27 protein-coding genes and 1 riboswitch are annotated in these 25,605 nt (G+C 34.8%); of the genes, 19 read left to right on the forward strand and 8 right to left on the reverse strand.

Annotation, left to right across the window (positions count from 1 at the left end; genetic code table 11):
* Nucleotides 1–177 precede the first annotated feature (177 nt).
* The 10 genes from BN1242_RS05965 to BN1242_RS13905 all read left to right on the forward strand — a co-directional run bounded on the left by BN1242_RS05965 (nucleotide 178) and on the right by BN1242_RS13905 (nucleotide 8,756).
* Nucleotides 178–648: a sigma-70 family RNA polymerase sigma factor gene (locus tag BN1242_RS05965; protein WP_238985093.1), complete on the forward strand. Its 471-nt coding sequence runs from the start codon at nucleotides 178–180 to the stop codon at nucleotides 646–648.
* Entirely contained in the window at nucleotides 645–1,124 is a 480-nt protein-coding gene (locus BN1242_RS05970) for a hypothetical protein (RefSeq protein WP_062352767.1), read from the forward strand. The genes BN1242_RS05965 and BN1242_RS05970 overlap by 4 nt, the downstream gene beginning before the upstream one ends.
* Before the next feature lie 3 nt (nucleotides 1,125–1,127).
* Nucleotides 1,128–2,201, forward strand: a complete 1,074-nt coding sequence (locus tag BN1242_RS05975) for a hypothetical protein (RefSeq protein ID WP_062352770.1) — start codon at nucleotides 1,128–1,130, stop codon at nucleotides 2,199–2,201.
* Nucleotides 2,202–2,257: 56 nt separating this feature from the next.
* Nucleotides 2,258–3,223: a LiaI-LiaF-like domain-containing protein gene (locus tag BN1242_RS05980; RefSeq protein ID WP_062352773.1), complete on the forward strand. Its 966-nt coding sequence runs from the start codon at nucleotides 2,258–2,260 to the stop codon at nucleotides 3,221–3,223.
* 153 nt (nucleotides 3,224–3,376) lie between these two features.
* Nucleotides 3,377–4,303 carry a diacylglycerol kinase gene (locus tag BN1242_RS05985; RefSeq protein ID WP_062352775.1) on the forward strand — a complete coding sequence of 309 codons (927 nt, stop codon included), beginning with the start codon at nucleotides 3,377–3,379 and terminating at the stop codon, nucleotides 4,301–4,303.
* A 269-nt stretch (nucleotides 4,304–4,572) separates the two neighbouring features.
* Nucleotides 4,573–5,952 (forward strand): 23S rRNA (uracil(1939)-C(5))-methyltransferase RlmD, encoded by a 1,380-nt coding sequence (gene rlmD / locus BN1242_RS05990; protein WP_062352778.1) that lies wholly within the window; start codon nucleotides 4,573–4,575, stop codon nucleotides 5,950–5,952.
* 607 nt (nucleotides 5,953–6,559) lie between these two features.
* Nucleotides 6,560–6,937, forward strand: a complete 378-nt coding sequence (locus BN1242_RS05995) for a GntR family transcriptional regulator (protein ID WP_062352781.1) — start codon at nucleotides 6,560–6,562, stop codon at nucleotides 6,935–6,937.
* Nucleotides 6,937–7,818, forward strand: a complete 882-nt coding sequence (locus BN1242_RS06000; RefSeq protein WP_062352784.1) for an ABC transporter ATP-binding protein — start codon at nucleotides 6,937–6,939, stop codon at nucleotides 7,816–7,818. Before BN1242_RS05995 ends, BN1242_RS06000 begins: the two co-directional genes overlap by 1 nt.
* On the forward strand, nucleotides 7,799–8,407 hold the full coding sequence (locus tag BN1242_RS06005; RefSeq protein ID WP_062352787.1) for an ABC-2 transporter permease: 609 nt from the start codon (nucleotides 7,799–7,801) through the stop codon (nucleotides 8,405–8,407). Before BN1242_RS06000 ends, BN1242_RS06005 begins: the two co-directional genes overlap by 20 nt.
* Nucleotides 8,408–8,492: 85 nt before the next feature.
* The gene (locus BN1242_RS13905) at nucleotides 8,493–8,756 is read left to right on the forward strand and encodes a YfzA family protein (RefSeq protein WP_062352790.1); all 264 of its coding nucleotides are present in this window, start codon (nucleotides 8,493–8,495) and stop codon (nucleotides 8,754–8,756) included.
* A 244-nt stretch (nucleotides 8,757–9,000) separates the two neighbouring features.
* On the opposite strand, the gene ahpF is transcribed toward BN1242_RS13905, so the two are convergent.
* Entirely contained in the window at nucleotides 9,001–10,533 is a 1,533-nt protein-coding gene (ahpF, locus tag BN1242_RS06015) for an alkyl hydroperoxide reductase subunit F (protein WP_062352793.1), read from the reverse strand.
* A 27-nt stretch (nucleotides 10,534–10,560) separates the two neighbouring features.
* Nucleotides 10,561–11,124, reverse strand: a complete 564-nt coding sequence (gene ahpC / locus BN1242_RS06020; protein ID WP_062352796.1) for an alkyl hydroperoxide reductase subunit C — start codon at nucleotides 11,122–11,124, stop codon at nucleotides 10,561–10,563.
* Nucleotides 11,125–11,536: 412 nt separating this feature from the next.
* On the opposite strand from ahpC, the gene BN1242_RS06025 reads away from it, so the two are divergent.
* Together BN1242_RS06025 and BN1242_RS06030 are read left to right on the forward strand one after the other, a co-directional pair.
* Nucleotides 11,537–12,352, forward strand: coding sequence for an EcsC family protein (locus tag BN1242_RS06025; RefSeq protein WP_062352798.1), 816 nt, complete (start codon nucleotides 11,537–11,539; stop codon nucleotides 12,350–12,352).
* 125 nt (nucleotides 12,353–12,477) lie between these two features.
* Nucleotides 12,478–13,026, forward strand: coding sequence for a DUF3231 family protein (locus BN1242_RS06030; RefSeq protein ID WP_062352801.1), 549 nt, complete (start codon nucleotides 12,478–12,480; stop codon nucleotides 13,024–13,026).
* Nucleotides 13,027–13,302: 276 nt separating this feature from the next.
* Here the strand turns inward: BN1242_RS06030 and BN1242_RS06035 are convergent, their stop codons facing one another.
* Nucleotides 13,303–13,692, reverse strand: coding sequence for a thiol-disulfide oxidoreductase DCC family protein (locus BN1242_RS06035; RefSeq protein ID WP_062352806.1), 390 nt, complete (start codon nucleotides 13,690–13,692; stop codon nucleotides 13,303–13,305).
* Between the two features lie 356 nt (nucleotides 13,693–14,048).
* Between BN1242_RS06035 and BN1242_RS06040 the strand changes: the two genes are divergently transcribed.
* Nucleotides 14,049–14,783 (forward strand): glucose 1-dehydrogenase, encoded by a 735-nt coding sequence (locus tag BN1242_RS06040; RefSeq protein WP_062352809.1) that lies wholly within the window; start codon nucleotides 14,049–14,051, stop codon nucleotides 14,781–14,783.
* Nucleotides 14,784–14,977: 194 nt separating this feature from the next.
* Here the strand turns inward: BN1242_RS06040 and BN1242_RS06045 are convergent, their stop codons facing one another.
* Nucleotides 14,978–15,883 carry an EamA family transporter gene (locus BN1242_RS06045; RefSeq protein WP_062352812.1) on the reverse strand — a complete coding sequence of 302 codons (906 nt, stop codon included), beginning with the start codon at nucleotides 15,881–15,883 and terminating at the stop codon, nucleotides 14,978–14,980.
* Between the two features lie 440 nt (nucleotides 15,884–16,323).
* On the opposite strand from BN1242_RS06045, the gene BN1242_RS06050 reads away from it, so the two are divergent.
* The 5 genes from BN1242_RS06050 (at nucleotide 16,324) to nagE (ending at nucleotide 21,337) form a co-directional block, all read left to right on the forward strand.
* Entirely contained in the window at nucleotides 16,324–16,530 is a 207-nt protein-coding gene (locus BN1242_RS06050) for a hypothetical protein (RefSeq protein ID WP_062352815.1), read from the forward strand.
* A 122-nt stretch (nucleotides 16,531–16,652) separates the two neighbouring features.
* On the forward strand, nucleotides 16,653–18,020 hold the full coding sequence (locus BN1242_RS06055; protein WP_071435469.1) for a TrkH family potassium uptake protein: 1,368 nt from the start codon (nucleotides 16,653–16,655) through the stop codon (nucleotides 18,018–18,020).
* 198 nt (nucleotides 18,021–18,218) lie between these two features.
* Nucleotides 18,219–18,539, forward strand: a complete 321-nt coding sequence (locus BN1242_RS06060; RefSeq protein WP_062352818.1) for a nitrous oxide-stimulated promoter family protein — start codon at nucleotides 18,219–18,221, stop codon at nucleotides 18,537–18,539.
* Between the two features lie 289 nt (nucleotides 18,540–18,828).
* Nucleotides 18,829–19,653 (forward strand): PRD domain-containing protein, encoded by an 825-nt coding sequence (locus tag BN1242_RS06065; RefSeq protein WP_062352821.1) that lies wholly within the window; start codon nucleotides 18,829–18,831, stop codon nucleotides 19,651–19,653.
* A 238-nt stretch (nucleotides 19,654–19,891) separates the two neighbouring features.
* The gene (gene nagE / locus BN1242_RS06070) at nucleotides 19,892–21,337 is read left to right on the forward strand and encodes an N-acetylglucosamine-specific PTS transporter subunit IIBC (RefSeq protein ID WP_062352824.1); all 1,446 of its coding nucleotides are present in this window, start codon (nucleotides 19,892–19,894) and stop codon (nucleotides 21,335–21,337) included.
* 45 nt (nucleotides 21,338–21,382) lie between these two features.
* On the opposite strand, the gene BN1242_RS06075 is transcribed toward nagE, so the two are convergent.
* Together BN1242_RS06075 and trhA are read right to left on the reverse strand one after the other, a co-directional pair.
* Nucleotides 21,383–21,832: an OsmC family protein gene (locus tag BN1242_RS06075; protein WP_062352827.1), complete on the reverse strand. Its 450-nt coding sequence runs from the start codon at nucleotides 21,830–21,832 to the stop codon at nucleotides 21,383–21,385.
* 265 nt (nucleotides 21,833–22,097) lie between these two features.
* Nucleotides 22,098–22,742, reverse strand: coding sequence for a PAQR family membrane homeostasis protein TrhA (gene trhA / locus BN1242_RS06080; protein WP_062352830.1), 645 nt, complete (start codon nucleotides 22,740–22,742; stop codon nucleotides 22,098–22,100).
* Nucleotides 22,743–22,885: 143 nt separating this feature from the next.
* Between trhA and BN1242_RS06085 the strand changes: the two genes are divergently transcribed.
* On the forward strand, nucleotides 22,886–23,485 hold the full coding sequence (locus tag BN1242_RS06085) for a DUF1836 domain-containing protein (RefSeq protein WP_062352833.1): 600 nt from the start codon (nucleotides 22,886–22,888) through the stop codon (nucleotides 23,483–23,485).
* Between the two features lie 245 nt (nucleotides 23,486–23,730).
* Here the strand turns inward: BN1242_RS06085 and BN1242_RS06090 are convergent, their stop codons facing one another.
* Nucleotides 23,731–24,750, reverse strand: a complete 1,020-nt coding sequence (locus BN1242_RS06090; protein ID WP_062352836.1) for a PTS sugar transporter subunit IIC — start codon at nucleotides 24,748–24,750, stop codon at nucleotides 23,731–23,733.
* Between the two features lie 208 nt (nucleotides 24,751–24,958).
* Nucleotides 24,959–25,444 (reverse strand): QueT transporter family protein, encoded by a 486-nt coding sequence (locus BN1242_RS06095; RefSeq protein ID WP_062352839.1) that lies wholly within the window; start codon nucleotides 25,442–25,444, stop codon nucleotides 24,959–24,961.
* 5 nt (nucleotides 25,445–25,449) lie between these two features.
* Nucleotides 25,450–25,494, reverse strand: a riboswitch (PreQ1 riboswitch).
* Nucleotides 25,495–25,605 lie beyond the last annotated feature (111 nt).

The following is a 25,605-nucleotide window of genomic DNA, read 5'->3' on the forward strand; positions in this document are numbered from 1 at the left end:
CAAATGAAAATATCATGTTACAGTAAAAACAGTAGAAAAAAGTGTAGGGTTTTTCGTCGAACTTATCGTCTATTAGGATGAAACTTATTTTTAAAGGAGGGGAGAGAGATTCAACTTGATACATTAATAAAAAAGGCTCAGTCAGGAAATCAACAAGCATTTCGCCTGCTAGTGGAAATGTTCAAAAACGATGTATTTCGCCTAGTGTATGGTGTTTTGCGAAATCAAAAAGATGCAGAAGACGCAGCACAAGAAGTGTTTTTGAAAATTTTCACATCTCTCCCTAAATATGAAAATCAAGGTTTTAAAACATGGATATCAAGAATTGCCATCAATCATGCCATTGATATAAAACGAAAACAAGCACGGATGCGTGAAGAAGTATCCGATACATATTTAGAGACAGCAAGTGAGGAACGATCAGTAGAAGAAACCATTATTCAGGAGGAAAAGCGTAGAAAAATTCAGGAGAGGATACGGGACTTGCCGGAAAATTATCGAGATGTCATTTACGGGTATTACATCCTTGAAAAATCATACGAACAATTAGCTAATGAACAACAAGTCCAAGTAAAAACGATTGAAACAAAACTGTATCGGGCTCGAGTTTGGATAAAAAAACATTGGAAGGAGGAAGAGTTTTTATGAAATCTCAATCTAGGCATTTTCTTATTGATGAATGGCGGCAATATCGAAATGGTGAAGTGGAAGAGAAAAAGGCAGAAAAGATGGAAGAGCATCTTTATAACTGTGACCAATGTTTAAATCTATATATCGAGGCAACGGATACAATTTTGGATATAGCTATCCAAGATGAAATGGCTTTTACTAATGGGGTTATGGAGCAAATAAATTCACTCGTTTCAATAGAGCAAGACCGTGAGAAAACAAGGAAATCAAGGAAGAAAAACTATTATAGACAAAAATGGCTACATTATTGTGTAGCTGCTAGTGCGACGTTATTTTTGATGTCATCTGGTATTTTTGATAAAGTCGCTAGCGAAATGATATCGGTACAAGAGGAAAGTTTTCAAGAAAGCAAATCATTTACGGTAGAGATTATGAATAAAACAACAGGTTTTATTGACTTCATTATGAGTGATGAAAGAGAAGGAGGAAAATAACTAGTGAAAAACCCAATTTTAGCATTTTTACTTGCCTTTTTCCCAGGTGCTGGACTTTTATATTTAGGGAAAATTCGGGGGCTATTTTATACGTTTGCAGTAATAGCTTCTCCCTTCCTATTTTACTTCTTATATGGTATGAGCGGCTGGTGGGATATTTTTATCTTTTTAGGATTTGGCTTTACCATTTTATTTTACTTAATCAATTTTATCGATACGGCTGTGACAGCATCCAAGCTGTATGGGAAATCCGTTTCGCAAAATAATCCAGAACAAAGAACGAAATCAAATGAACAAGAAAGGTTTTTTACTATTATTTTGTCCTTTGTACCAGGGCTCGGACATTTGCAACTTAACTTAATGAACCGTGGACTTACATTGTTAATTGCTTTTATTGGGCTTGCTGGCATGATTATCTTCGTTACTTTGTTGACAGGACGTGGCGAGTTTTTAATCTTTAGTATCTTTTTACTTGTTATTTGGATCTTTGGCTTTTTTGATGCAATGAAGCAGTTGGAGAAAAAACAGCGAGGAGAATTGCTTGAGGATAGAAGTATTCTTGAAGAATTGGAAATGCGACGGGAAGATGGAAAGAAAAGTAAATCGGTCGCAACCATTTTGTCGTTATTCCCTGGAGCAGGTCATCTTTATTTAGGTTATCAAAAGCGGGGAATTCAACTAATGGCGCTGTTTTTGTTTTCTATTTATGTGCTAGATTTTCTAAGATTAGGTCTTTTCCTATTTCTTATTCCAATTATTTGGTTTTATAGCTTTTTTGACGGGATGCAAAAAGCGAGTAATTATGAACAAGGAGAGGTAAATGATGTTCCTATCATCTCTTATTTAATAAATCATCAACGTTGGGTTGGAGTTGGCTTAATATTAATTGGGGCCTACTACTTAGCAAATAATATCATTATTCCATCGTTAGCCCCAAAACTGGAAGCTATGTGGGAAATAGACATTTATTACTTGTTTGACCGCTATTTCCAAACAGCAATTGTGTCTGCCTTATTTATTTTTGGCGGGATCAAGCTGTTGTTTAGTAGTAGAAAGGTAGAAGAGCATGGAAAATAATAGCGGTATTTCTGCTGGTTTTTTCCTAAACTATAAATTAAACAGGAGGAGAGAAGATGCGGAGTTGGCGTGTTGGTACGTACTCAATGGGAGCTGCATTAATTAGTCTAGGTCTTTTCCTTTTTGCTGCTCAATTTTTAAAAATAAATTTGTCTGCAGTAATGAAAGCATGGTGGCCTGTTATTTTGATTATTTTGGGCATCGAGCTGTTAGTGTTTTTACAAATGAATAAAAAAGAAAATCCGCCAGTAAAATATGACTTTTTAAGTATTATTTTTGTCATTGTAATTGGATCTCTAGGGGTGGCATTTGCGTTAGCGAATACAACTGGAATCATTGATAAAATCGATTATGCGGTAAATTCAGAGCAGAAAACATTAGATTTGCCGATTTTCGATGAAGAAGTTCCAAGTGTTATAAAGCGAATAGTAGTAGACACTGCTTATCCTTTAACAATCGAATCGACGAATGAGCTAAAAGTTTCTGTGTTTGGTACATATCAATCAACAGTACGAAAGTTAGAGAAATTAGTGGACAAACCAGAAGAGTTTATTCAGAAACATATAAATGGCGATACTATTTTTATTCGAATAAAAGAGCTCCCGGTTAAGGAGCAATTTTTCCAAACGATAGGTGAAGTGACACCGACTATTTTAGTACCTGGAAATATAAATTTAGAAGTGAACGGGCATCAACACGAGATTAAATTAAAAAGCAGGACATTGTTAAGTAATTGGGAAGTAACTAATGCTGGGAATGTTACCGTTAAAATAAAAAAAGACGAAAATGTATCAGTAGTTGCACGGGATAGTAGGATCGTTAATAGCGAGCTTGGTTGGGATCAAATCAAAAGGTTGGAGGATTTTGAATCTAGTGACAGAACAAGTGAAGAGAATGAAAAAGTTTTAAGAGAATATAATGAACAAGAGTGGGTAGTTGAAGCAGTAAAAAAGATAGGAAAAGGCGAATATACAATTTTAGTTTTAGATTCAGAAAGTGTTCAGATTGAGTTTGGTTTATAATAGTAAGGTGGAACGCTGTGAAAAAAGCGCTATTTATTGTATGGGTAGATTACTAATATAAGGTAAAAAATTGGATTTAAAATTTGCTCCGAGACTATTCTTACGTTATTATTTTCAGTGGGATGACAAATAAAAAGAAAATGGATGATGCTTATGAAAAGTGCACGTATCATTTATAATCCGACATCAGGAAGAGAAATATTTCGCAAACATTTACCCGATGTTTTAGAAAAATTGGAAAGAGCTGGATATGAAACATCATGTCATGCGACAACTGGTGCTGGCGATGCAACAAAGGCGGCAAAAATTGCAGTAGAAAGACGTTACGATATAGTTGTTGCAGCAGGTGGAGATGGTACGTTAAATGAAGTGGTCAATGGCCTTGCCGAGCAAGAATATCGACCGAAACTTGGAATTATACCGACAGGAACAACGAATGATTTTGCGCGGGCGTTGCATATTCCCCGCGATATACTAACAGCGACAGATATTATTGTAAATAACGAAACAGTTCCTATTGACTTAGGCAGAATGAATGATAAATATTTTATTAATATTGCTGGTGGCGGCAGAATTACCGAGTTAACGTATGAAGTTCCAAGTAAATTAAAGACAATGCTCGGACAATTAGCTTATTATTTAAAAGGAATTGAAATGTTACCTTCGATTAAATCGTCCAATCTTCGCATTGAATATGATGGTAAGTTTTTTGAGGGTGATGCGATGATGTTTCTCATTGGCTTGACGAACTCCGTCGGCGGTTTTGAAAAATTAGCACCAGATGCCTCCATTAACGACGGATATTTTTCTTTGCTAATTTTAAAAAAGGTTAATTTAGCTGACTTTATCCGGATTGCAACGTTAGCTATCCGCGGTGAACATATTAATGATCCACTTGTTATTTATACGAAAGCAAGTTATGTAAAAGTTACATCACCTGAAGAAGTGTTAATTAATTTAGATGGTGAGTTAGGCGGCGTTGCACCAGTAGAATTTAAAAATTTGTATCGCCATTTAGAAGTTTTTGCACCAGTAGGCAAATTAGCTCCGGAAAACCAAGTGAGAGAACCGAATGAATAAGGGCCACTTCCTTTAATGGTCCTTTTTTCGTTTGTTGGAGCGATTTAAGTGTCTCAAATTGTGAAAGACTATGAATACACCTACTGAATGTTCAGGCGTTTTAAAATCGTATTAGTGAACAAATCGAGAAACTGAAAAAACATTATAGTGGAAAATCCACTTTTTGATCGGACTTTTTACGGTAGTGTTTAAGGTAATTCACGAGAATCGACCATAGTGTATTGTCTTTTTTCGTACCGTTTATAAATTTTTATAAAAGGATGAAGTAAATGAAACAACAACCTCCAGTAAAGAAAAATGAATACATAGATGTTGCTTTTGATGATTTAACACATGAAGGTTTCGGGGTTGGAAAGGTAGAAGGTTATCCAATCTTCGTACAAGGAGCACTTCCTGAAGAACAGGCACTTATTAAAGTTATTAAAGTGAATAAATCGTTTGGATACGGGAAATTAGTGGAATTGAAAAGTGAAAGTCGATATCGAGTGAATATTCCTGAATCAGAATTGGTTAAATACGGTGGTTGCCAATTGCAACATATGAGTTATGAAGGACAACTTAATTTCAAACAAAACTATGTGGAACAGGTGCTGAAGCGGGTTGGAAAATTAAGCGAGGTAGAAGTGTTGCCAATTATCGGAATGGAACATCCTACCGAGTACCGAAATAAGGCTCAAGTTCCCGTTGGTGAAAAAGATGGTAAGTTAGTAGCAGGGTTTTTCAAGCCAAGAACCCATGAAATTATTGATACCGATTATAGTATTATCCAGCTGCAGGAAGTTAATGAAGCGGTAAAAGTGGTGAAAGAAGTTTGTCGCGAGTTAAACATCCCTCCTTATAATGAAGAGAGCCATACAGGGGTGTTGCGCCATATAATGGTTCGTTACGGGATACAAACAGGAGAGCTAATGGTTGTGTTCATTACAAGAACTAATGACATCCCTCATAAAAAGACTTTAATCCACTTACTTACGAAACGTTTACCAAAATTAACATCACTCATACAAAATGTTAATACGAATAAGACGAATGTTATTTTAGGGGAGAAAGTTATCGCATTATGGGGTAATGAAGTAATTTATGATTATATTGGTGAGGTAAAATTTGCCATCTCTGCTAAATCATTTTATCAAGTAAATCCAGTTCAGACGAAAATTTTATATGACAAGGCTTTACAGTTTGCAGAGTTAACAGGGGAAGAAACGGTTATCGATGCATACTGTGGAATAGGGACAATTTCTTTGTTTTTAGCAAAAAGGGCGAAAAAAGTATATGGAGTGGAAATTGTTGCGGATGCCATTAATGATGCTAGGCGGAACGCTAAATTAAATGGTATTAGTAATGTACAATTTGCAGTTGGTGAGGCGGAAAAAGTTATTCCTATGTGGGCAGAAAAAGGAATTCAAGCGGATGTCCTTGTCGTTGATCCGCCACGAAAAGGCTGTGACGAGAAATTACTAGAAACAATTACTACTATGGAACCGAAACGAATTGTCTATGTATCGTGCAACCCAGCTACATTAGCTCGAGACTTACAAACATTAGTAGGTGCAGGGTATAAAGCAACAAAAGTACAACCAGTCGACATGTTCCCGTTTACCAATCATGTGGAGTGTGTCTCGCAACTCATTTTAAAAGAAGGCAACTAACGCATTGCTTTGTTGCCTTTTATGCTATTTTTCCTTGTAAAGGATTGACGAACTTGTACTGAATAATGATGGGACCATCAAGGTAACATGTGATCTTTTCGACGAGTGAGTGAAAAATTTTGGTGTTAAGCCTTTTAACTTCAAGACATTCTTCAGCTTTTCTTGGATGTTCACGATGTATTGCTCATCATCACATTCCTGCATTTTTTGGTTACAAATCGCTCTGGTCTTGCAGTTTCGTTATTTTTTGATTTTGTCTAGTTTAATGTTAACATACCAACATTTTTCCTTTTTGATATAGAATACACCAAAAACTCGGGTCATCCTCAACAGGAGCCCGAGTTTTTTCATACCTTTTTCAATAAAAAATTCAATTTTTGACGGAGATATATTTTCTTTTTTCTTCCTCTGTTATTTTCGAATTCTTCCCTCTGCATTGCAAAGCTTTACTCTACTCCAGAAAAACAGTGAAAAAGTAGCCGGAAAGGTGAAAAAAACTTTTCCGTAATTTTATGGATGTCATTTTTGAAAAAAAGTGTTGAAAAATAATCATTAGTTGTATATTATGTATATAAAGTATATATACAATATAAAAAGAGGTATTTGCATGCAAATTATAATAACCAATAATTCAAAGGAACCTATTTATAAGCAAATTTATGATCAGATTAAGAAACATATTTTGACCAATGAATTGAAAGCGGGACAGTCTTTACCATCTATGCGAGGGTTAGCGAAGGATTTGGATATAAGTGTCATTACAACAAAGCGAGCATATGAAGAACTTGAAAAAAGGGGCTTTATCTACTCGATAGTTGGAAAAGGCTCGTTTGTGTCTGAACAAAATAATCAAATGATTGTGGAGCGAAAAAGGAAAGTAATTGAAGAACAACTAATGGCAGCGATTCAAAATAGTAAGGAAATAGGAATAGATTTGGCAGAATTAAGCGAACTTCTTGCTATTCTGTATGGGGAGGAAGAATGATGGAAAATGTCATTGAATTACAACATGTGAATAAGGCTTTTAAAGGATTTGAACTAAAAGATTTATCCATTTCAGTTAAGAAAGGATTTGTTACAGGTTTTATTGGTGCAAATGGGGCAGGAAAGTCTACCACGATTAAGTTAATTATGAACTTATTACAGCCGGATAGAGGAAAACTTTCCATTTTTGGCCTCGATTATAAAAAACATGAGAAGGAAATAAAGCAACGAATTGGTTTTGTATATGACAGTAACGTTTTCTATGAAAATATTACATTAAATGAAATGAAGAACATCATTCATCCGTCTTATAAAAACTGGGATGATTCTGTTTTTCACTATTATGTCGACACTTTTGAATTACCATTAAAGAAAAAGCTAAAAACATTTTCAAAAGGAATGATGATGAAGGTCTCTTTAACCTTTGCATTATCACACCATGCAGAGTTAATTATTATGGATGAACCAACTTCGGGCTTGGACCCAATATTTCGCAGAGAGTTATTAGATATTCTGCATGACCTGATGCAAGACAGTGAAAAAACCATTTTTTTCTCTACGCATATTACAACAGACTTAGACCGGATTGCTGATTATATTACCTTCATCCATCATGGTCAGCATGTTTTCTCCAAGGAGTTTTATAAAATTGAAGAAGAATATGTCATTGTAAAAGGAGATAAGAATTTACTGGATCAGGATACAGAGCAAGAATTTATTGGAATACGGAAATCAAATCATGGATTTGAAGCGTTATCTGCGAATAAAAAGCGTGCTGAAAAAATATTTGGTGATTTGGCTATTTTAGAAAAGCCAACGTTAGAAGATATTATGCTTTATACAAAGAAAGGGAAGAGTTCAAATGTTGAATCTTATACGTAAAGATTTTTTATTACAAAAAAATATATTGTTAATTATGCTGACATTGTTGTTTGTATCTATTAATTTTGCTACTTCCGCAATTTGGGTAGGAATATTGTTTAGTATTGCAATTGTTATGCAATGTTTTTCAGCAGACGAAAAATCACCAATCCATCTTTTATTAAATTCATTACCTTACAGTCGAAAAGAAATTGTTAGTTCTAAATATATAGGTGCATGTGTTTTTGTCATTCTCGTCTTAGTGACTATTTTTATAGGGCATTTAATTATTCACAAAGAAATTTTTCCGTGGAGAAACATGTTATTTATTACGAATATCGTACTTATATTTATCTCCTTTGCTTTTCCTTTTTCGTACATGTTTAATAGTCATTATTTATTGATTGCTTCTGGTGTTCTATTCGTTTTGTATTTAATGTTGATTAATTTATTTTTACCTAATTTGAATGACATGATAAGGGAGATTAGTGGGCTAGTATTGGCATTAGATAACGATCAATCCTATTTAATCGTGAGTCTAGGGGTTTTGATTATATATTTTTTTTCGTGGGTACTTTCCATACGTATTTATAGTAAAAAGATATTTTAGTTAAATCTCGGAACTGAATCATATGTGCAATAAAAAACGTTCTTTCCCTAGTTCTTGAAAGAATGATATTTTATAAAAGAATAGGATGATACGTAATGAGGAATTGGTTAATGAATATTGGTTTTTTTTATTTCTTCATTTCATATTGATAATGGTTGATAATACTCCATTTGTTAATGAATTTGAATTTGGTAATTTTGGGAATGAAATGTTACAAACAAAAATTTTTACTGAATGGTTTAATTTCTATGATACCCCATTCTTTAATGTTGTTTTATTTTTCTCTTTAATCCATTTAATCACGTTTCCTTTTTATTGGATTATATTTAAAAAGAGAACTGTTAAATAAAATTACTCAAGCTCTGTAAATGTTAGTAGTTATTGATGCTTGATAAAATCTTATTACATTTTTTATATAAGCTACCCTGAAAATATAGCTATTTTCATTCACCATGGTGAAAAATCGGTTTCATGGGTGTCGCAAATGACATTTCAAGCCTTTTCTATTCTCATGAATTGTGGGAAATTGAACCTAGAAAAAAACAACCACTATAGACTTATTGTTTTTTAGTGGTTGTTTTTGTTGAGTATTTTTAGTTACGGATAAGATAATCAAAGGCGCTTAGGGCTGCGGTTGCACCAGAACCCATAGAAATGATAATTTGTTTATATGCGCTATCTGTACAATCTCCAGCAGCAAAAACTCCTGGAATATTAGTCGCCCCTCGCTTATCAACGATAATTTCTCCAAAACGATTCCGTTCAATAGCCGAGTTACTTAACCAATCGGTGTTTGGAACTAAACCGATTTGAACAAATACACCTTCTAATTCAATATGATGTTCTTCGCCACTATCGCGGTCGATGTATGTTAACCCATTTACTTTATCTGTTCCAGTAATTTCTTTCGTTTGAGCGTTTTTAATTACAGTAACGTTTGATAGACTATATAGTCGTTCTTGTAATACTTTGTCCGCTTTTAATTCTGGTAAGAACTCTATAACAGTGACATGTTTTACAACTCCAGCTAAGTCAATTGCAGCTTCGATTCCAGAGTTGCCACCGCCAATTACTGCTACATGTTTTCCTTCAAAGATAGGACCATCGCAATGTGGACAATAGGCTACGCCTTTATTTTTAAATTCCAATTCACCTGGAACACCAACATTACGCCAACGAGCACCAGTTGCTAAGATAATTGTTTTACTTTTCACAACTGCGCCGTTTTCAAGTTGAACTTCTATTAGATCTTTTTTCTCAATACCTTCCACACGCACAGATTTCATTACATCAATATTGTATTCGTTTATATGTTCCTCCAAACTAGCAGCAAGTTTTGGACCTTCCGTATATTTCACGCTAATAAAGTTTTCAATGCCTAACGTGTCCATTATTTGGCCACCAAACCGTTCCGCTACGATGCCAGTGCGAATGCCTTTTCTAGCAGCATAAATGGCTGAACTAGCTCCAGCTGGTCCCCCACCAACAACAAGTACATCAAAAGGTTCTTTATCAGCGAATTCAGAAGCATCTGGCTTACTTCCTAATTTAGCAAGAATATCTTCTACTGACATACGGCCACTTTCAAAAAATTCCCCATTAAGAAATACAGTTGGTACAGCCATTATGCCTTTACTTTCCACTTCATCTTTAAAAGCAGCCCCATCAATCATCGTATGGGTTACCCCAGGGTTTAACAGACTCATAACATTTAAAGCTTGTACAACGTCAGGGCAATTGTGACAAGTTAAGCTAATGTAGGATTCGAAATGATACTCGCCTTTCAAATTTTTAATTTGATCCATTAGTTTTTGGTCAATTTTTGGAGCTCGACCACTTACTTGTAACAGTGCAAGTACTAAAGAAGTAAATTCATGCCCAAGTGGAACGCCAGCAAAAGTAATCCCCGTGTCCTCCCCGATACGATTGACACTGAAACTTGGGATTCTGTCTAAGTTTGTCCGTTCTACTTTTATGTTTGGTGACATTTTTGCAAGTTCGCCTACTAGCTCTAACATATCATTTGAAACCTTGTCATTGCCAGCACTAACTTTTAGCAGCACATCGCCCTCCATCATTTGGAGATATTGGGCGAGTTGTGCTTTTATATCTGCATCTAAAATCATTGTTTTATCCTGCTCCCTTTAGATGAATTAAATTTTACCTACTAAATCAAGACTTGGTTTTAATGTTTCTCCACTTTCTTTCCATTTTGCAGGGCAAACTTCACCTGGATGATTACGTACATATTGTGCCGCTTTGATTTTATCAACTAATGCACTTGCATCACGACCAATTCCATCTGCATTAATTTCCACCATTTGAATTACTCCATCTGGATCAATGATGAAGGTACCGCGATCTGCAAGACCTTCTTCTTCTCTCAACACATCAAACATGTTGATCAGTTTGTGAGATGGGTCACCAATCATAATATATTCGATTTTACTAATAGCTTCTGAATGGTCATGCCATGCTTTATGAGTGAAATGAGTGTCTGCGGAGCAAGCATAAACTTCAACATCTAAATCTTTTAATGTTGCATATTGTTCTTGAAGATCCTCTAATTCCGTAGGGCAAACAAATGTAAAGTCTGCTGGATAAAAACATAGGACGCTCCATTTCCCTTTGAAGTTTTCTTCTGTTACATCAAGAAATTCTCCGTTTTGATAAGCCTTTAATGAAAATGGTTCAACTTGTTTTCCAATAAGTGACATAATATCTTCCTCCTGAATATTTTAATATGTAGTCTTTTAAAAGAAAAATTATCTTAGAATAATTATTATTATAAAGGAATTTTTATTTATTTCAAGGAGATAACTGAAATAACTTTGAACATTTTGTGAAAAAAGCCCCAATATGATATTAAAGTATAATAATTCATGACGAGTCAACAATGATTTAACAGCACTATACATTATTATGTCTAATTTCTTGGAAACCTAAACTAAAAAAAATAAAACTATCACATAATGTAGGAAAAGCTATAAAAAGCATAATATTTTCAATTACCGCCCCGCCAATGAGAACGAATAATTTATAGGGGGACAGTCCCCCACTACTTTAAAAACAGTTTTGTGAAACGGAATGATTTCTGATGCGTATGTTGTACATGAGGAGTGATGTAGAATGGGAAGAGAGACGATAGAATGGCTTCAAGAAGAATTACATAAAGTGAAAAAATGGGAGCAAGACCAAAGCGACTTATGGTTTTGGGAAAAGCTAGGGAGAATACCTTTTAAAATTTTGGATAAATGGACACCAAAGTTTATTCATGAGAAAGTAGGGGTTTTGCTTGACGAAATGGGCAATTATATTCAAACTGGCGGTTCGTATTTAAGTTCCATTGAAAAACTAAATGACTATTATCCTGGGAAACAATTTAGTGGACTAGAAGATGTCTTCGATTTATATATAGTAGAAATGGATAAGGCGGCAGAAAATATAGCAAAGGGAAGGAAAAAATTAGCAACATTTCAAGGAGCCAGTACTGGTTTTGGAGGTATCTTTACGTTAACAATTGATATACCACTTTTACTCGGTTTGCAACTGAAAACGTTGCAAGATATCGCCATTTGTTATGGGTATAATCCTAATGAAAAAAGTGAACGAATATTTATTGTGAAAGTTTTACAATTTGTTTCATCCGATTATGTAGGAAAACAGACAATTTTATCCCAGCTTACTCATTACAATATGCCTGTTGGTGAAGAAAAAAGAGAAGTAGTTTCAGAAATTCAAGGGTGGCGTGAAGTATTTTTTACGTACCGTGACCAGTTCGGTTGGAAAAAATTATTTCAAATGATCCCAGTTGCAGGTTTAATCTTTGGTGCCTTCACCAACCGATCCGCCATTAACGACATTGCGGAAGCAGGACAAATGCTGTATCGCAAACGTCGAATCATCGAGCGACTGACTGCTGGGGACAGTCCCCCACCGCTTTAAAGCGCTAAAGTGATTCCCATCACGTTGCGGGAGGCGGGGTTGCGTTTAATTTTTTGCGAAAGAAAAGAAAAATGGATAAAAAATGGATATTGGAGGACAATAGTTTCGTAAGGAGGTGCTTCTTTATGACAAATATAATCGAAGTGATAAAGGAATATTTTCAGACGAAACTAGATGATGAACCAAAAAGTCCATTACATGTAGGAGAAGTAATGAATTGTTGGATGTATTTAACTATTATGGATGAGTCCTCGGTATATTTGGAAATTGGGATTAATACAACAACAGATGATGAAGTAAAACATATATTAATGGAAAGTTTGGAACAATGTCAAACACAAGCAAACCGGGTTCGTGATTTTTTAATTAATGAAGGAATTCCTCTACCGCCAACAAGTGAGCAACGACCAAAATCCAACCCAAATGAAATTCCGCTTGGAGCAAAACTAACGGATGAAGAAATAATAAATGGCCTGAGTATAAAAACAGTTACTGCCATTATGCAATGTGCAACAACAATTTCACAAGCGGTACGTAATGATGTTGCAGGACTTTTTACCCATGCATTATTAGAAAAAATGAAATTTGGCATGAATTTAAAGGAAGCGATGAAAAAAAGAGGTTGGATAAAAGTACCGCCTTACTATTATCCACCTGGAAAAACAAATAACTAACAATCGTTCAAAATGTCAAATCATATTAGCCACACAACTATGGGGTGGCTTTTTTACTTTTTAAAATGGTCTTTGACGAAAAAATATTCATGGATACATGAGCAAAAACTCGCAAATACTTAAAAGAGTAATTCGCGGATGAAGAGGAGAAACAAATAATCGGTAGGCAATAACCTCATTTTCTATTCTTACTTATATAAAGATTCTGCAAACTAAAAGATAATAATGGAAAAATAAAAGATTAGTAGTCAATAACCCTTCGTAACCAGATCCCAACTACAAAAACCTTTTCCTAACTTCCGGTGTTGGTAATAAACAATGCGAACTGCGGCCAAAAAACCGATAACGATTTTTTGCAATCATATCATAGACCATATTTCTCCAACGTTCAGGTAGGAATAAAAAATACTTCCCCGCCTGCCAAAACCCAGATAAGTTTTTGCATATTTTTAGAGCTGCCGTTGATTTAACGTAATACGTTTTCCCTTCTAATAAAACCAAACTGTCCACATCTTCTCGAACGCCATATTCAATAAGCAATTTTTGACCGATATCACTTTGCAAAGAAGCAAATTTAAAGTATGCATGTGGATCCCGTTTTATTATAAACTGAACACTTTTATTGCAAAAATTACATTCGCCATCGAATAAGATAATTCCACTCAACTTAATCCCTCCTTCTTAAAAATAGTTTGTTACACCCACATGCTGTTTTCCCTTACTAGTAAGCAAGTTTCACTCACTACGAATTACACTAGGAATGGATAGACATTATAGAATGTCCAACGAGCTCATAAAAATAGATTAACGAAGCATTGTTTTAGTTTTTACTTTATTCCTATTATAATCGAAACAAGTGATATTAAATGTTAAAAAGTAACTTCCTTAATGATGTATTTACTATTTTTAACTAATGAATACCAATTTATTACATTAATTGTAAAATTGCAGATTGTTTGATTTTTAACAAACTACTAATATATAATGAAAGTGGATACAAATAATGGTACGGAGGGATATTTATGGGAAGGTTAGATGGCAAAGTAGCAGTTATTACTGGTGGTGCGCGCGGTATGGGTGCAACCCACGTGAAAACATTTGTAGCTGAAGGGGCAAAAGTAGTTTTTACAGACATCCTGGAAAATGAAGGCAAGGCTCTAGCATCAGAACTTGGAGAAAATGTAAAATTTATTAAACAGGACGTAACGAAAGCTGTTGATTGGGAAACTGTCGTAACAGAAGCAGAAGAAACGTTTGGACCGATTAATATTTTGGTTAATAATGCTGGTATAACAATGGCAAAAAGTATTACAGATTTAACAGAACAAGAGTATCGTAGAATCGTAGACATCAATCAAGTTTCTGTATTTTTAGGAATGAAGGCAGTTGTTCCATCAATGCAAAAGGCAGGTGGCGGTTCTATCATTAATATTTCATCCATAAACGGGTTAGTGGGTGGAGCAGTAGGTTATACAGATACGAAATTTGCTGTTCGAGGAATGACAAAAGCAGCCGCATTGGAACTGTCCCATTATGGCATTAGAGTAAACTCGGTCCATCCTGGTGTCATTGAAACGCCAATGGTTGTACAAGAGGATACAAAGGCTGCCGTGGAGGAATTCTCTAAATTTATCCCAGTGAAAAGAATTGCAAAACCAGTAGAAGTCTCGAATCTCGTATTGTATCTTGCTTCTGATGAATCAAGCTATTCCACTGGCTCAGAGTTTGTTGTGGATGGCGGTATTACAGCCCAATAAATAGGAAATTTCTAGACTAATAGAAAGAACGGAAATTTTCATAACAAGACTAGGACAATTGGGAAAGCAATGGTTTAACCTATTATATTAAAAACCCAAGGATGCAGTTCATTACATCCGCATTCTTGGGTTTTAATTTACTTTTTTTCAGTAAATGGAATTTATCCACACTCACTTATACCTATTCTCTAACATTACAATTCGTCTGCGACCCCGAGCAGTGCAATACCAAGCATTACTATGGCAATAACAAGATAATGTTTCCGAGTTAATTTCTCTTTTATAAAAATTCGTGACAAAATAACGGAAAATATACTGTAAGAAGCAATAATTGGTGCAACAATAAGAGCGTTTTTCGCCATAGCAAATACATAGAAAAATTGTCCAGTCGTTTCTAATACAGCCGCAATCCCTTTATCCCGTTCTTTAAAGATATGAAAGGGAACTTTTTTTATCGATAAATAAATAAAGCTAATGACCGCGCAAATGAGAAAAGTATATTCATAAGCGAGAAGTGCAGCATCTTCACTAATTAAACTAAGTTCATCTAAATAAATCCCATCTGCAAATGTCCCAAGTCCATCGATAAGCGCATATAAAATTGGAAACGTAATTGCTAAAATGCCAATTTGATATTTTTTATCAATTTTTTCCCTTTCCAACGATAATGCTCGCATCTGTGCTTGTCTTTCTAATACTGCTAAAGCAATTACCCCAAAAGTTACCGCAGTAATACCAATAATATGGTAGACACTTAATTCTCTAGGGAAAAAGATAAATAATAAAATGGCTGTAACAGCCCCAGAGGAATTTTGTACAGGTGATGCAATGGATAGTTCGATATATCTTAACCCAATATAACCAATGGTCATAGATAATATGTAAAGTGCCGAAACAGGTAAGTACTTAATCATATCAAATGGATCAAAAGAAATGCCTTTAATCATCATATAACCAGTAGCATGAATCCCCATTACAAGACCGACCATAATGACAATTTTCAGATGACTATATTTATCATTGCTGTCTGATCCCTTTTTATAGAATAGATCTGCGCCACCCCAACTTAAGGCTGTTAATATGGAAAAAATAAACCACATAATGAACTCTCCTCTATTTATTTTTCTTTCTATAAAACTTTGTTAAACGGTGATTTGCCAGCTTCTTGATTGACAAAAAAGTCGAAGCATACACTAGTGAAAACATCTAACCTTTGAATAAATCAACGATAAAGTTTAACAAAGTCTTTCATAAAAATAAGTCTCAAAACGTTTCAATTATACATGATTAACACCGTTACCGCTACTATTAATTTCCAAATAAGACATGAATGGTTTCATTTTTTATGAACTAAAAAGATGGATAAAAAATGATATGGAATAATTTCATTATATCCCAGCAAGTAATTTTATTTTTGTTTCGGAATATGTATATTTTCCATTGGTAAAAATAGAATGAATTAACTTAAAAAAACGGTTGAATTTTTGGTTAACCTTGTTATAATTCATATTGTATAATTAACTTCCTAAAGGTGGGCAGCATGGGTAAAACATGTAGATATGTAGTAAATGCAATCGGTAAAGGCGGCGAAACGTATCATACGTATTGTAAAGATAAACAAGAATTAAAAAAATGGATAGCCGATAATCAAGAAAGAATTACAATGGACGAATTGAAAATTGTTGATCGAAGTAAAAACCCGATAATGAAATGTATTAATTTTATCAACCGAGGTATGTTATCATAATCATAAATAAACCGAAATATGTTACTTTATATTCTATTGGTTAGAGAAGCTCAGATTTTTTGGCGTCATTCGATATTAGGATGGCGTCATGTTTTATTCTAGAGAAATTAGTGGTGAAAAAGATGATAGGTAAAACTCAAAAAAAACGAAAGAAAAATTATGTTAAGTGGTCACATCTCAACCCTCCCCAAATGTTCGCTCTCAGCTTTATTGCTTTAATCATCATTGGTACGCTATTACTCAAACTACCGTTTGCAACAGTTAATGGGACTTCCCTTTCTTTTATTGATGCATTATTCGAAGCCACATCAGCAGTATGTGTAACAGGCCTAGTCGTAGTTGATACGGGTACTACTTTTACCGTCTTTGGGCAAATAGTTATTATGCTATTAATTCAAATGGGTGGATTAGGATTTATGACGTTTGGTGTTTTAATCGCACTATTATTTGGAAAAAATATAGGCCTGCAAAGTCGTCTCATGATTCAAGAGTCTTTTAATCAAAATCGCCTAGAGGGAATGGTTCGCCTAGTAAAATTCATCTTTATATTCACCATTATTATGGAAACAATCGGTGCTTTTATTTTAACGTTGAGTTGGCTGAACGAGTTCGGCTTTTGGAAAGCAAGTTTTTATGGACTATTTCATTCCATTTCTGCTTTTAACAATGCTGGCTTTGATTTAATAGGAAATTATCAAAGTTTAACAGCATATAATGGGAACTTCCCAATTATTATGACAATCAGTGGACTAATCATTATTGGTGGTCTTGGTTTTACTGTTGTTCTTGATATTTGGAAAAGACGTTTGTGGAAAAAGTACTCCCTTCAAACAAAATTAGTTATTCTTTTAACTATCTTTTTTATTGTTCTTGGGACTATGGCAATATATTTCATGGAATTCGACAATGAAAAGACACTTGGAAATTTATCTCCTGGCGAAAAATGGTTAGCTGCATTTTTTCACAGTGTTGTTCCTAGAACTGCAGGATTTAATTCTTTATCCACTAGTGATTTAACATTAAGCTCTCAACTTTTAACGGTTATATTTATGTTTATCGGCGGGGGATCTGGTGGTACTGCGGGTGGCATTAAACTTACGACGTTTGCGATTATCCTGTTTTCTTTAATAACAATTATTCGAGGGAATAATAACGTTCATGTCATGAAAAGGATGATTCAAAGAGATCTTATTTACCGTGCATATGCCATCACAGTATTTTCATTTTTTGTCGTGTCCACCGTTTTATTTGTATTAACTATTACAGAAAAGGCACCTTTGAACGTTCTATTATTTGAAGTTGTTTCAGCTTTTGGTACGGTTGGGATGAGTTTAGGATATACTTCGGAGCTTACAGCAGTTGGAAAGATACTAATTGCTTTATTAATGTTTGCTGGCCGAGTAGGTCCTTTAACACTTGCTTTTGCACTAACGAAGAAAAAGGAAAAAGAAACATTTCATTATTCTGAAGAAACGATCATGATAGGGTAGCGATTATTTCTGTCGTGTTTTTTAGCAGGATAAATGTAATAAAACTGTAAAAGTTATAATATTCACAAACAGAAAAAACATGGTACGGTTAAATTATGATATTACAGATGAACTCAAGTTTGTAACGCATTTTTAGCTAACTATTGTACAAGCATTGCGCTTAAAAACAATACACCAAAAATTGGGGGCGAATAACAATTGGCTAAAAGAGTGTTAAATAATGGACCTAAAGTTCAAAAAGAAAAGACCATTGTGGCAGAAATGATACATATATACTGCCGAAAAAAACACCACCAAGAAGAGTTATGTGCAGACTGTTTAGATTTAAAAAATTACGCCCATAAAAGATTATCTTCATGTCGTTTTGGTGAAGAAAAGTCCGCATGCTCCAATTGCAGAATTCACTGCTATAAACCAGAATACCGTGAAAAGATTAAGTCAATTATGCGTTTTAGTGGGCCGAGAATGCTCTTCCATCATCCCTTCTATTCTATTAAGCATTTATTGAATAAAGGTTAGTTAGTGATTTTCCTGAAATTTTTGTTATGAAAACGCTAACAAATAGTATTGTATTTTTATAAATATAGTGTTAATATAAAAATAACTTAGTAAGAATACGGAATCACATGTGACTGATTCGATCAGGCATGGTGGTAATATTAGGGGAAATCCCTTTTAGTACCCCATGCCTTTTTTGTTGATTTTTTTCTGTTAAATTGAATAAAATTGCACATACTAAAAATGCAAAGTATCTCAACTTTTTCTGGAACTACTATTAGTTGGGATTTGTTGAAGGTGTGAAGGACTTGTGAAAATCACGAAAATTTTAAATAATAACGCGGTTGTTGTTAAAGATGGCAATGTCGAGAAGGTAGCCATTGGACCAGGAGTTGCTTTTCAAAAAAGAAAGAATGATATTGTTAATGTGCATAAAATCGAAAAACTCTTTGTTATGGAAGAAAACGACAAGTTACAACAATTATTAAACCGGATTCCAGAAGAATATTTTATCATCTCTGAGGAAATTATTTCTTATGCAGAACAGCATATTGGCACAAAATTAAATGAACATATACACATTGTGCTAACTGATCATATATCTTTTGCCATTGAAAGGGAAAGAGAAGGAATTCATCTTCGCAACAAATTATTAAATGAAATTAAAATACTGTATAAAAGAGAATTTGAAGTTGGTCAATGGGCGATAAAACATATTAAAGAACAGCTAGGAATCGAGATGCAAGAAGATGAAGCAGCTTACATAGCACTTCATATTCATACGATGAAACCAACAGGAGGCGATTTACAAGAAACCATTCGTCAAACAAAAATTATTAAAGATATGGTACAAACAATTAAAAAACATGTGAACATTGTAGTTGAGGAAGATGATTTAGCTTATCACCGTCTAATTACCCATCTACGATTTACGTTAACGAGAGTAGATGAATACGACATTCGAACACTTGATGAAGAAATGATTGAAATGATTAAGAAGAAATTTCCATTTTCGTTTCAGTGTGCTTCATCTGTAGCTAGAGAAGTGTTATTAGTTCATGGTATTAGCTTGCCACAGCAAGAGCTAGGATATATCACGCTTCATATTGAAAGGTTAAGAAAGCAATTGGATTGATTTAAGGTTAGGGGCTGTTTTTCTATTTTATTGCATTTTACAATGATTAATTCCGTTTCAATCATGTAGCCTCAACGAATCACAACAACATTGCTTTAGAAAAGAGCCTTGTAAAAAGGTAGTTTCTTTAAGGAGGTGATGGAAAAATAAAGTACAGGGTCATTCGTTTACTGTTTTTGGGACTTATTTCCTATTATTTGTTTTTAAAATTTCCAAATGATGATTGGAGGAATTATTTATGGTAATGAAATATTTACAAAGACTTGGTCGCTCCCTTATGTTGCCTGTCGCAGTATTACCAGCCGCCGCAATTTTAATGGGTATTGGTTACTGGATTGACCCTTCAGGTTGGGGTGAAGGTAGTCCTATCGCTGCATTTTTAATTAAAGCTGGTAGCTCCATCATCGACAACATTCCAATTCTTTTTGCTGTCGGTGTAGCCCTCGGGATGGCAAAGGAACGAGACGGTTCTGCAGCATTAAGTGGTCTCGTTGCTTACTTAGTAACAACAACTTTATTGTCTACTGGTACAGTTGCAATGCTTCAAGGAATTGACGCTGCGAATGTTGACCCAGCATTTGGCAAAATTGGAAACGCGTTTGTTGGTATTTTATCTGGTATTATTGCATCTATGTGTTATAATCGTTTCCATTCAGTCAAATTACCTGATGCGCTGGCATTCTTTAGTGGTAAGCGTCTCGTTCCGATAATGACTTCTGCTTCGATGATTTTAGTATCTGTTGTTTTATTCTTCGTATGGCCACCAGTATATGGTGCATTAGTAGCCTTTGGTGAAGGAATTGCGAAACTGGATGCTGTCGGTGCAGGTTTATATGGTTTCTTCAACCGTTTGTTAATTCCAACAGGATTACACCACGCATTGAACTCGGTATTCTGGTTTGACGTTGCTGGAATTAATGATATCGGTAACTTCTGGGCTGGTACAGGTGAAAAAGGTGTTACTGGTATGTACCAAGCAGGTTTCTTCCCAATTATGATGTTTGGTCTTCCAGGAGCAGCGCTAGCTATGTATCATACAGCGAAAACTGCTAAGAAAAAACAAGCTGCATCTCTATTGTTAGCGGCTGGTTTTGCAGCATTCTTTACAGGTGTAACTGAACCACTTGAGTTCTCATTTATGTTCTTAGCACCAGCACTTTACTTTGTCCATGCGTTATTAACAGGTATTTCATTAACTATCGCTGCAATATTCAACTGGACAGCAGGATTTGGATTTAGTGCCGGATTCGTTGACTTCTTTTTAAGTTCAAGATTACCTTTAGCAAATCAACCGTATATGTTAATTGTTCAAGGGCTTGTGTTCTTTGCTATTTACTATTTCTTATTCCGTTTCTTAATCGTGAAATTCAACTTAAAAACACCTGGACGTGAAGATGACGAAGCTGGTAGTGAAACTATTACTGCAGCACCAGGAAAAGAGAAATTCGCGGTTATGGCAGCAAAAATTTATGAAGGTTTAGGCGGAGACGCTAACGTTACTTCTGTTGATAACTGTGTAACTCGTTTAAGAGTAGAAGTGAAAGACATGAAAAAAGTAGATAAACAAAAAATTAAAGCTACAGGCGTACCAGGAATTAAAGAAGTTGGACCACACAGCATTCAAGTCGTAGTTGGAACAAATGTCCAATTTGTTGCTGATGAAATCCACAAAATCCGCAAATAACAGAAAAACTAAGGTCCCCAAAGTTGGGGACCTTTTCACATGGGGTCAGACTCCTAATTTTATTGTAACCTGTAATTCAAGTTCAACGTTTCCCTCTATGGCTCGGCTAATCATGCATGATTTTTCAGCTTTTTTTGCGAGGTTTTCAGCTAATTTTACATCATCGTCGCTTGCGTCTGCTTTTAAGATGATAATCGGCCGATGAATGATTTTCCTATAAGTAAATACCCCGTTCGTTACATTCACGATACCTTCTGACTCCATTGTTAAACTTTCTTTCGCGAGGTGTGATCTTTCCATCATTGCCGCAAGTGTAATAATATAACATGTTGCTGCGGCCCCAAGCAGCATTTCATCGGGATTTGTTCCTATTCCTGGTCCGTCCATTTCAGGAGGAATAGAAATCTTAGTTTTTAAATTTCCTGCATCAATTTCGCCAACATCGTTTCGCAAACCAGGCCAATTTGCTTTTAAGTAAAAATGATGGTCTGCCATCTATTTCACTCCTTTCAACAATACTTATAGTGTAATCCAGTTTTAGAAAAATTGCTAATATAGAAAGGAAGAGATTATTTATAGCTTAGTCATATTCGCCTCAACTTTTGGAAATCTTCCTTTAGCGCTTCACTCAAACAATTCCATTGCTTATCATCGCGTTGCTTCCACAAAAAAAGCCTGCTCTTAAATAAGAAACAGACCATTAATTATTAGATCAGTTGTGCGATTTGAACAATTTCTTTTTGCATGGAATCAAATACCCCTACAACACGTAAAAAAATACGGATAAGAAATGCGCAGTGCTACCGAGCATGATGAAAATATGGAATATTTCGTGGAAACCCCAACGTTTAAATTGAATGAATTTAGGTTTTGCTCCATAAATCACAGCGCCTACAGTATATAATATACCACCTAACACTAATAAGAACACACCTGTGCCATCAAGTACTTTAGATAAAGGGGCAAAAAAGAAAACTACTAACCAGCCCATTGCTATATAGAGAACCGTTGATATCCAACGTGGGCAGTGAAACCAAACCATTTTAAAAACAACACCAGCTAATGCGATTGTGTTAATTAAGATAAATAAAATCCAGCCGACCGTTCCTTTCATTGCAATTAAACAAAAAGGAGCATAAGTTCCGGCAATTAAAATAAAAATCATGGAATGATCTAACTTACGTAAAAAAGCAATAATGCTATCTCTTGCCGTTACCATATGATAAGTTGCGGAAGCGGAATAAAGTAAAATCATACTAATTCCAAAAATGATTACTGCTGTAATTGCTAAAGTGGAGCCACTAGCAGATGCTTTAATGACCATCGCAAGCAAACCGACAAAGGAAAGAATGGCTCCGATTAAGTGTGTCAGTCCGTTGATTGGTTCACGAATATAAGTTTCCATAAGTAAAATCCCCCTCACTACGAAATGTAGTTTTAATAACTACTTATAATAATATAACCATTCCACCATGTAGTCAACATTTACATTTAAAAAATTTTCCTTTAAAATATACGTAACAATAAATAAAAAATGAGGTTTTTGTGATGGAAAATATTATGCAAATATTGAAGCGACTAGACTTAGAAAAAAATATTACCTTAGATGATATTCCGAACATTGATTTATATATGGATCAAGTAATTCAATTATTTGAAAGTGTTTTTAACAGTACACGAAGAGATGAAAATGAAAAAGTATTAACAAAAACGATGATTAATAATTATGCAAAAGGAGGACTTTTCTTCCCGATTAAAAATAAAAAATACTCGAAGGAACACCTTCTATTAATCAGTCTAATTTACCAATTAAAAGGAACATTATCAATTCAAGATATTAAGGCGGTATTAGCTGGAATAAATAAAAAAATTTCAGAAGAAGAATTCACATTAGATGCTTTCTATAATAGCTATATAGAACTAACAAAGAAAAATGTGTCTTCTTTTTATGATGAAATTCCTAAAACGGCAGAATCGGTGAAAAAAGAATTAGAACATTTTACTAGTGACAAAGATGCTAATTACTTAGAAAAAGCGCTGTTAATTACTTCACTTGTCCATATGAGTAGTTTGTACAGAAGAGTAGTGGAGAAATTAGTGGATTCCATCATTGAAGAACAAAGTGAGGAAAAGCCAAAAAATAAATAGGTGTGATAAATGAAAGTAATGGTGGAATAAGAAAGTTTGCTTTAGCTAAGGTGAGTTCGTAAATATGTGGAAGTGGCTTATATATAAATCGGATACTTAAACAACATGAAAAAAAGCCATTTCCGAATAATTACCACTGTACAAGGTAATTTCCGACTTGAAATGGCTTATCGATATTTGTAATTATTCGTTTTACCACATGTAATTATTAAAAACTATCGGTTTATGCAAACTGACCAAGTCTATTATTTCTTTTCCATCGTATGTAATTGCATGTCTCCGTACTTAATCCAGCCCTTTTTACGCATTAGTTCCGAAATTAATAAACTAATGATAGCTGGTCCAACAATATGTAAAATAATGATTTGTACTAACACATCTGTACTAAGACCCATCGTTTTAATCGTCATAATTTGGCCGACTAACCCACTAGTTCCCATGCCAGCACCAGCGGCATTATTTTCCATAACCCAGATAGTTGTACCTATTGGGGCGAGGAGTGCGCCTGCGATTGTTGGTGGAATGAGTATTCTTGGGTTTCTAATAATATTTGCGACTTGCAACATAGAAGTTCCTAGACCTTGGGCAATCAACCCACCAAACTTGTTTTCCCGAAAACTGCTAATAGCAAAACCAATCATTTGCGCTGAACACCCAATAGTTGCTGCTCCTGCTGCAACACCATTTAAATCGAGCATGAAGGCAATGGCGGCACTAGAAATAGGTGCAGTTAACGCCAGTCCCATTAGAACAGCTACAACGATTCCCATTAAGATCGGTTTTTGTTCTGTCCCCCACATAATTAAGTCGCCAAGTCCTCTCATTAAATAATCAATTCCAGGACCAATCAATTTTGCAGCACTATAACCAGTGAATATGGTAACGAATGGTGTTACAATAATGTCAACCTTTGTTTCTTTACTTACTAATTTACCAATTTCTGTTGAGATTAGAGCAGCGATAAAGCTTCCGGCAGGTCCTCCAAGTGTTGCTCCAGCTGCTCCGGTAACAATTGCAGAAAAGATGACGAGTGGTGGAGCATTTAATCCGTAGGCAACAGCTACACCGATTGCTGGGCCCGAAAAACCCATTGCAAGTGATCCCATGTCTACCAAATATGGTAACTTAGCCTGTTCGCCAACCGTTTGGATAATTAACCCGATAATTAGTGAGGCGAATAATCCTAAAGCCATACTACTTAAGGCGTCAATCACATACACTTTTGCAGATAGACTAACTCCTTTTCTTTGTAAAAATGCCTTCATTCGTTTTTCCTCTCCTTAGTGAATATTTTAACATAAGAAAAATTTTAAAAATTTCATATCTATTTTAATCGGAACTTAGAAAAAAGAAAACTATTTTTTCGTCAAAATTAGCAATTTCCGGGGAAATAATACAAAATTCGCCGTTAAGTTTGTCGATTTTTTTATAAAAAAACAGACTCTTTTTTTACGGAGTCTGCATTTTTCTTTACTATATTTTCTCATCAAGTTTAACTTGTTTGTTAATAGAATAAATAATGGGCATTCCAACAGCCATGACAACAAATTCACCGATTGCTGCTAACATCCAAGTTTCCCAAAATGGAAATCCCATTGCAAGGTTTAATTCATAGGCGATGATAAACATCGTGAAAGTAAAGAATAACGTATTCACCGCCATTTTAACCCATACGTTTTTAATAAATCGAACTACAAAAATCGTTAATCCTAATGTGATGATAGAGTGTCCAACACCGAAGAAAAGATCATAAGGTAATAAATTTGAAAAGAACAAATTACCAAAAAACACTCCGATAACGACACCGAAAAAGTACTTCTTATTAAAGACTACTAAATGGTTAAAAATTTCTGGGATGCGAAACTGGACGTTTGAAAAAGCAATCGGTTGAATAATACCTGTTATTGCAATATAAAGTGCAGCAATGATCCCATTGACAACAATAGTTTTTGTTTTCATCTAATCACTCCTTAGTTTTTTTACGTGGGATGGTTTCGAACCACGACTTGAATCAGACTAGTAAGATCCAAGATTATTATTATAACAGTTTAAAGTCATAGTTTCAAAGTGAAGTTTTGGCAACAATTTGCAAAAAAAAAACGCCACCACTATGGTTATCG

The sequence above is a fragment of the Bacillus kwashiorkori genome (assembly GCF_001375515.1).
GTDB lineage: Bacteria > Bacillota > Bacilli > Bacillales > Caldibacillaceae > Bacillus_BK > Bacillus_BK kwashiorkori.

Coding starts and splice junctions, on each gene's coding strand:
- BN1242_RS05965 (WP_238985093.1), top strand. CDS start 178: ATGTTCAAAAACGATGTATTTCGCCTAGTGTATGGTGTTTTGCGAAAT.
- BN1242_RS05970 (WP_062352767.1), top strand. CDS start 645: ATGAAATCTCAATCTAGGCATTTTCTTATTGATGAATGGCGGCAATAT.
- BN1242_RS05980 (WP_062352773.1), top strand. CDS start 2,258: ATGCGGAGTTGGCGTGTTGGTACGTACTCAATGGGAGCTGCATTAATT.
- BN1242_RS05985 (WP_062352775.1), top strand. CDS start 3,377: ATGAAAAGTGCACGTATCATTTATAATCCGACATCAGGAAGAGAAATA.
- rlmD (WP_062352778.1), top strand. CDS start 4,573: ATGAAACAACAACCTCCAGTAAAGAAAAATGAATACATAGATGTTGCT.
- BN1242_RS05995 (WP_062352781.1), top strand. CDS start 6,560: ATGCAAATTATAATAACCAATAATTCAAAGGAACCTATTTATAAGCAA.
- BN1242_RS06000 (WP_062352784.1), top strand. CDS start 6,937: ATGGAAAATGTCATTGAATTACAACATGTGAATAAGGCTTTTAAAGGA.
- BN1242_RS06005 (WP_062352787.1), top strand. CDS start 7,799: ATGTTGAATCTTATACGTAAAGATTTTTTATTACAAAAAAATATATTG.
- BN1242_RS13905 (WP_062352790.1), top strand. CDS start 8,493: ATGATACGTAATGAGGAATTGGTTAATGAATATTGGTTTTTTTTATTT.
- ahpF (WP_062352793.1), bottom strand. CDS start 10,533: ATGATTTTAGATGCAGATATAAAAGCACAACTCGCCCAATATCTCCAA.
- ahpC (WP_062352796.1), bottom strand. CDS start 11,124: ATGTCACTTATTGGAAAACAAGTTGAACCATTTTCATTAAAGGCTTAT.
- BN1242_RS06025 (WP_062352798.1), top strand. CDS start 11,537: ATGGGAAGAGAGACGATAGAATGGCTTCAAGAAGAATTACATAAAGTG.
- BN1242_RS06030 (WP_062352801.1), top strand. CDS start 12,478: ATGACAAATATAATCGAAGTGATAAAGGAATATTTTCAGACGAAACTA.
- BN1242_RS06040 (WP_062352809.1), top strand. CDS start 14,049: ATGGGAAGGTTAGATGGCAAAGTAGCAGTTATTACTGGTGGTGCGCGC.
- BN1242_RS06045 (WP_062352812.1), bottom strand. CDS start 15,883: ATGTGGTTTATTTTTTCCATATTAACAGCCTTAAGTTGGGGTGGCGCA.
- BN1242_RS06050 (WP_062352815.1), top strand. CDS start 16,324: ATGGGTAAAACATGTAGATATGTAGTAAATGCAATCGGTAAAGGCGGC.
- BN1242_RS06055 (WP_071435469.1), top strand. CDS start 16,653: ATGATAGGTAAAACTCAAAAAAAACGAAAGAAAAATTATGTTAAGTGG.
- nagE (WP_062352824.1), top strand. CDS start 19,892: ATGGTAATGAAATATTTACAAAGACTTGGTCGCTCCCTTATGTTGCCT.
- BN1242_RS06075 (WP_062352827.1), bottom strand. CDS start 21,832: ATGGCAGACCATCATTTTTACTTAAAAGCAAATTGGCCTGGTTTGCGA.
- trhA (WP_062352830.1), bottom strand. CDS start 22,742: ATGGAAACTTATATTCGTGAACCAATCAACGGACTGACACACTTAATC.
- BN1242_RS06085 (WP_062352833.1), top strand. CDS start 22,886: ATGGAAAATATTATGCAAATATTGAAGCGACTAGACTTAGAAAAAAAT.
- BN1242_RS06090 (WP_062352836.1), bottom strand. CDS start 24,750: ATGAAGGCATTTTTACAAAGAAAAGGAGTTAGTCTATCTGCAAAAGTG.
- BN1242_RS06095 (WP_062352839.1), bottom strand. CDS start 25,444: ATGAAAACAAAAACTATTGTTGTCAATGGGATCATTGCTGCACTTTAT.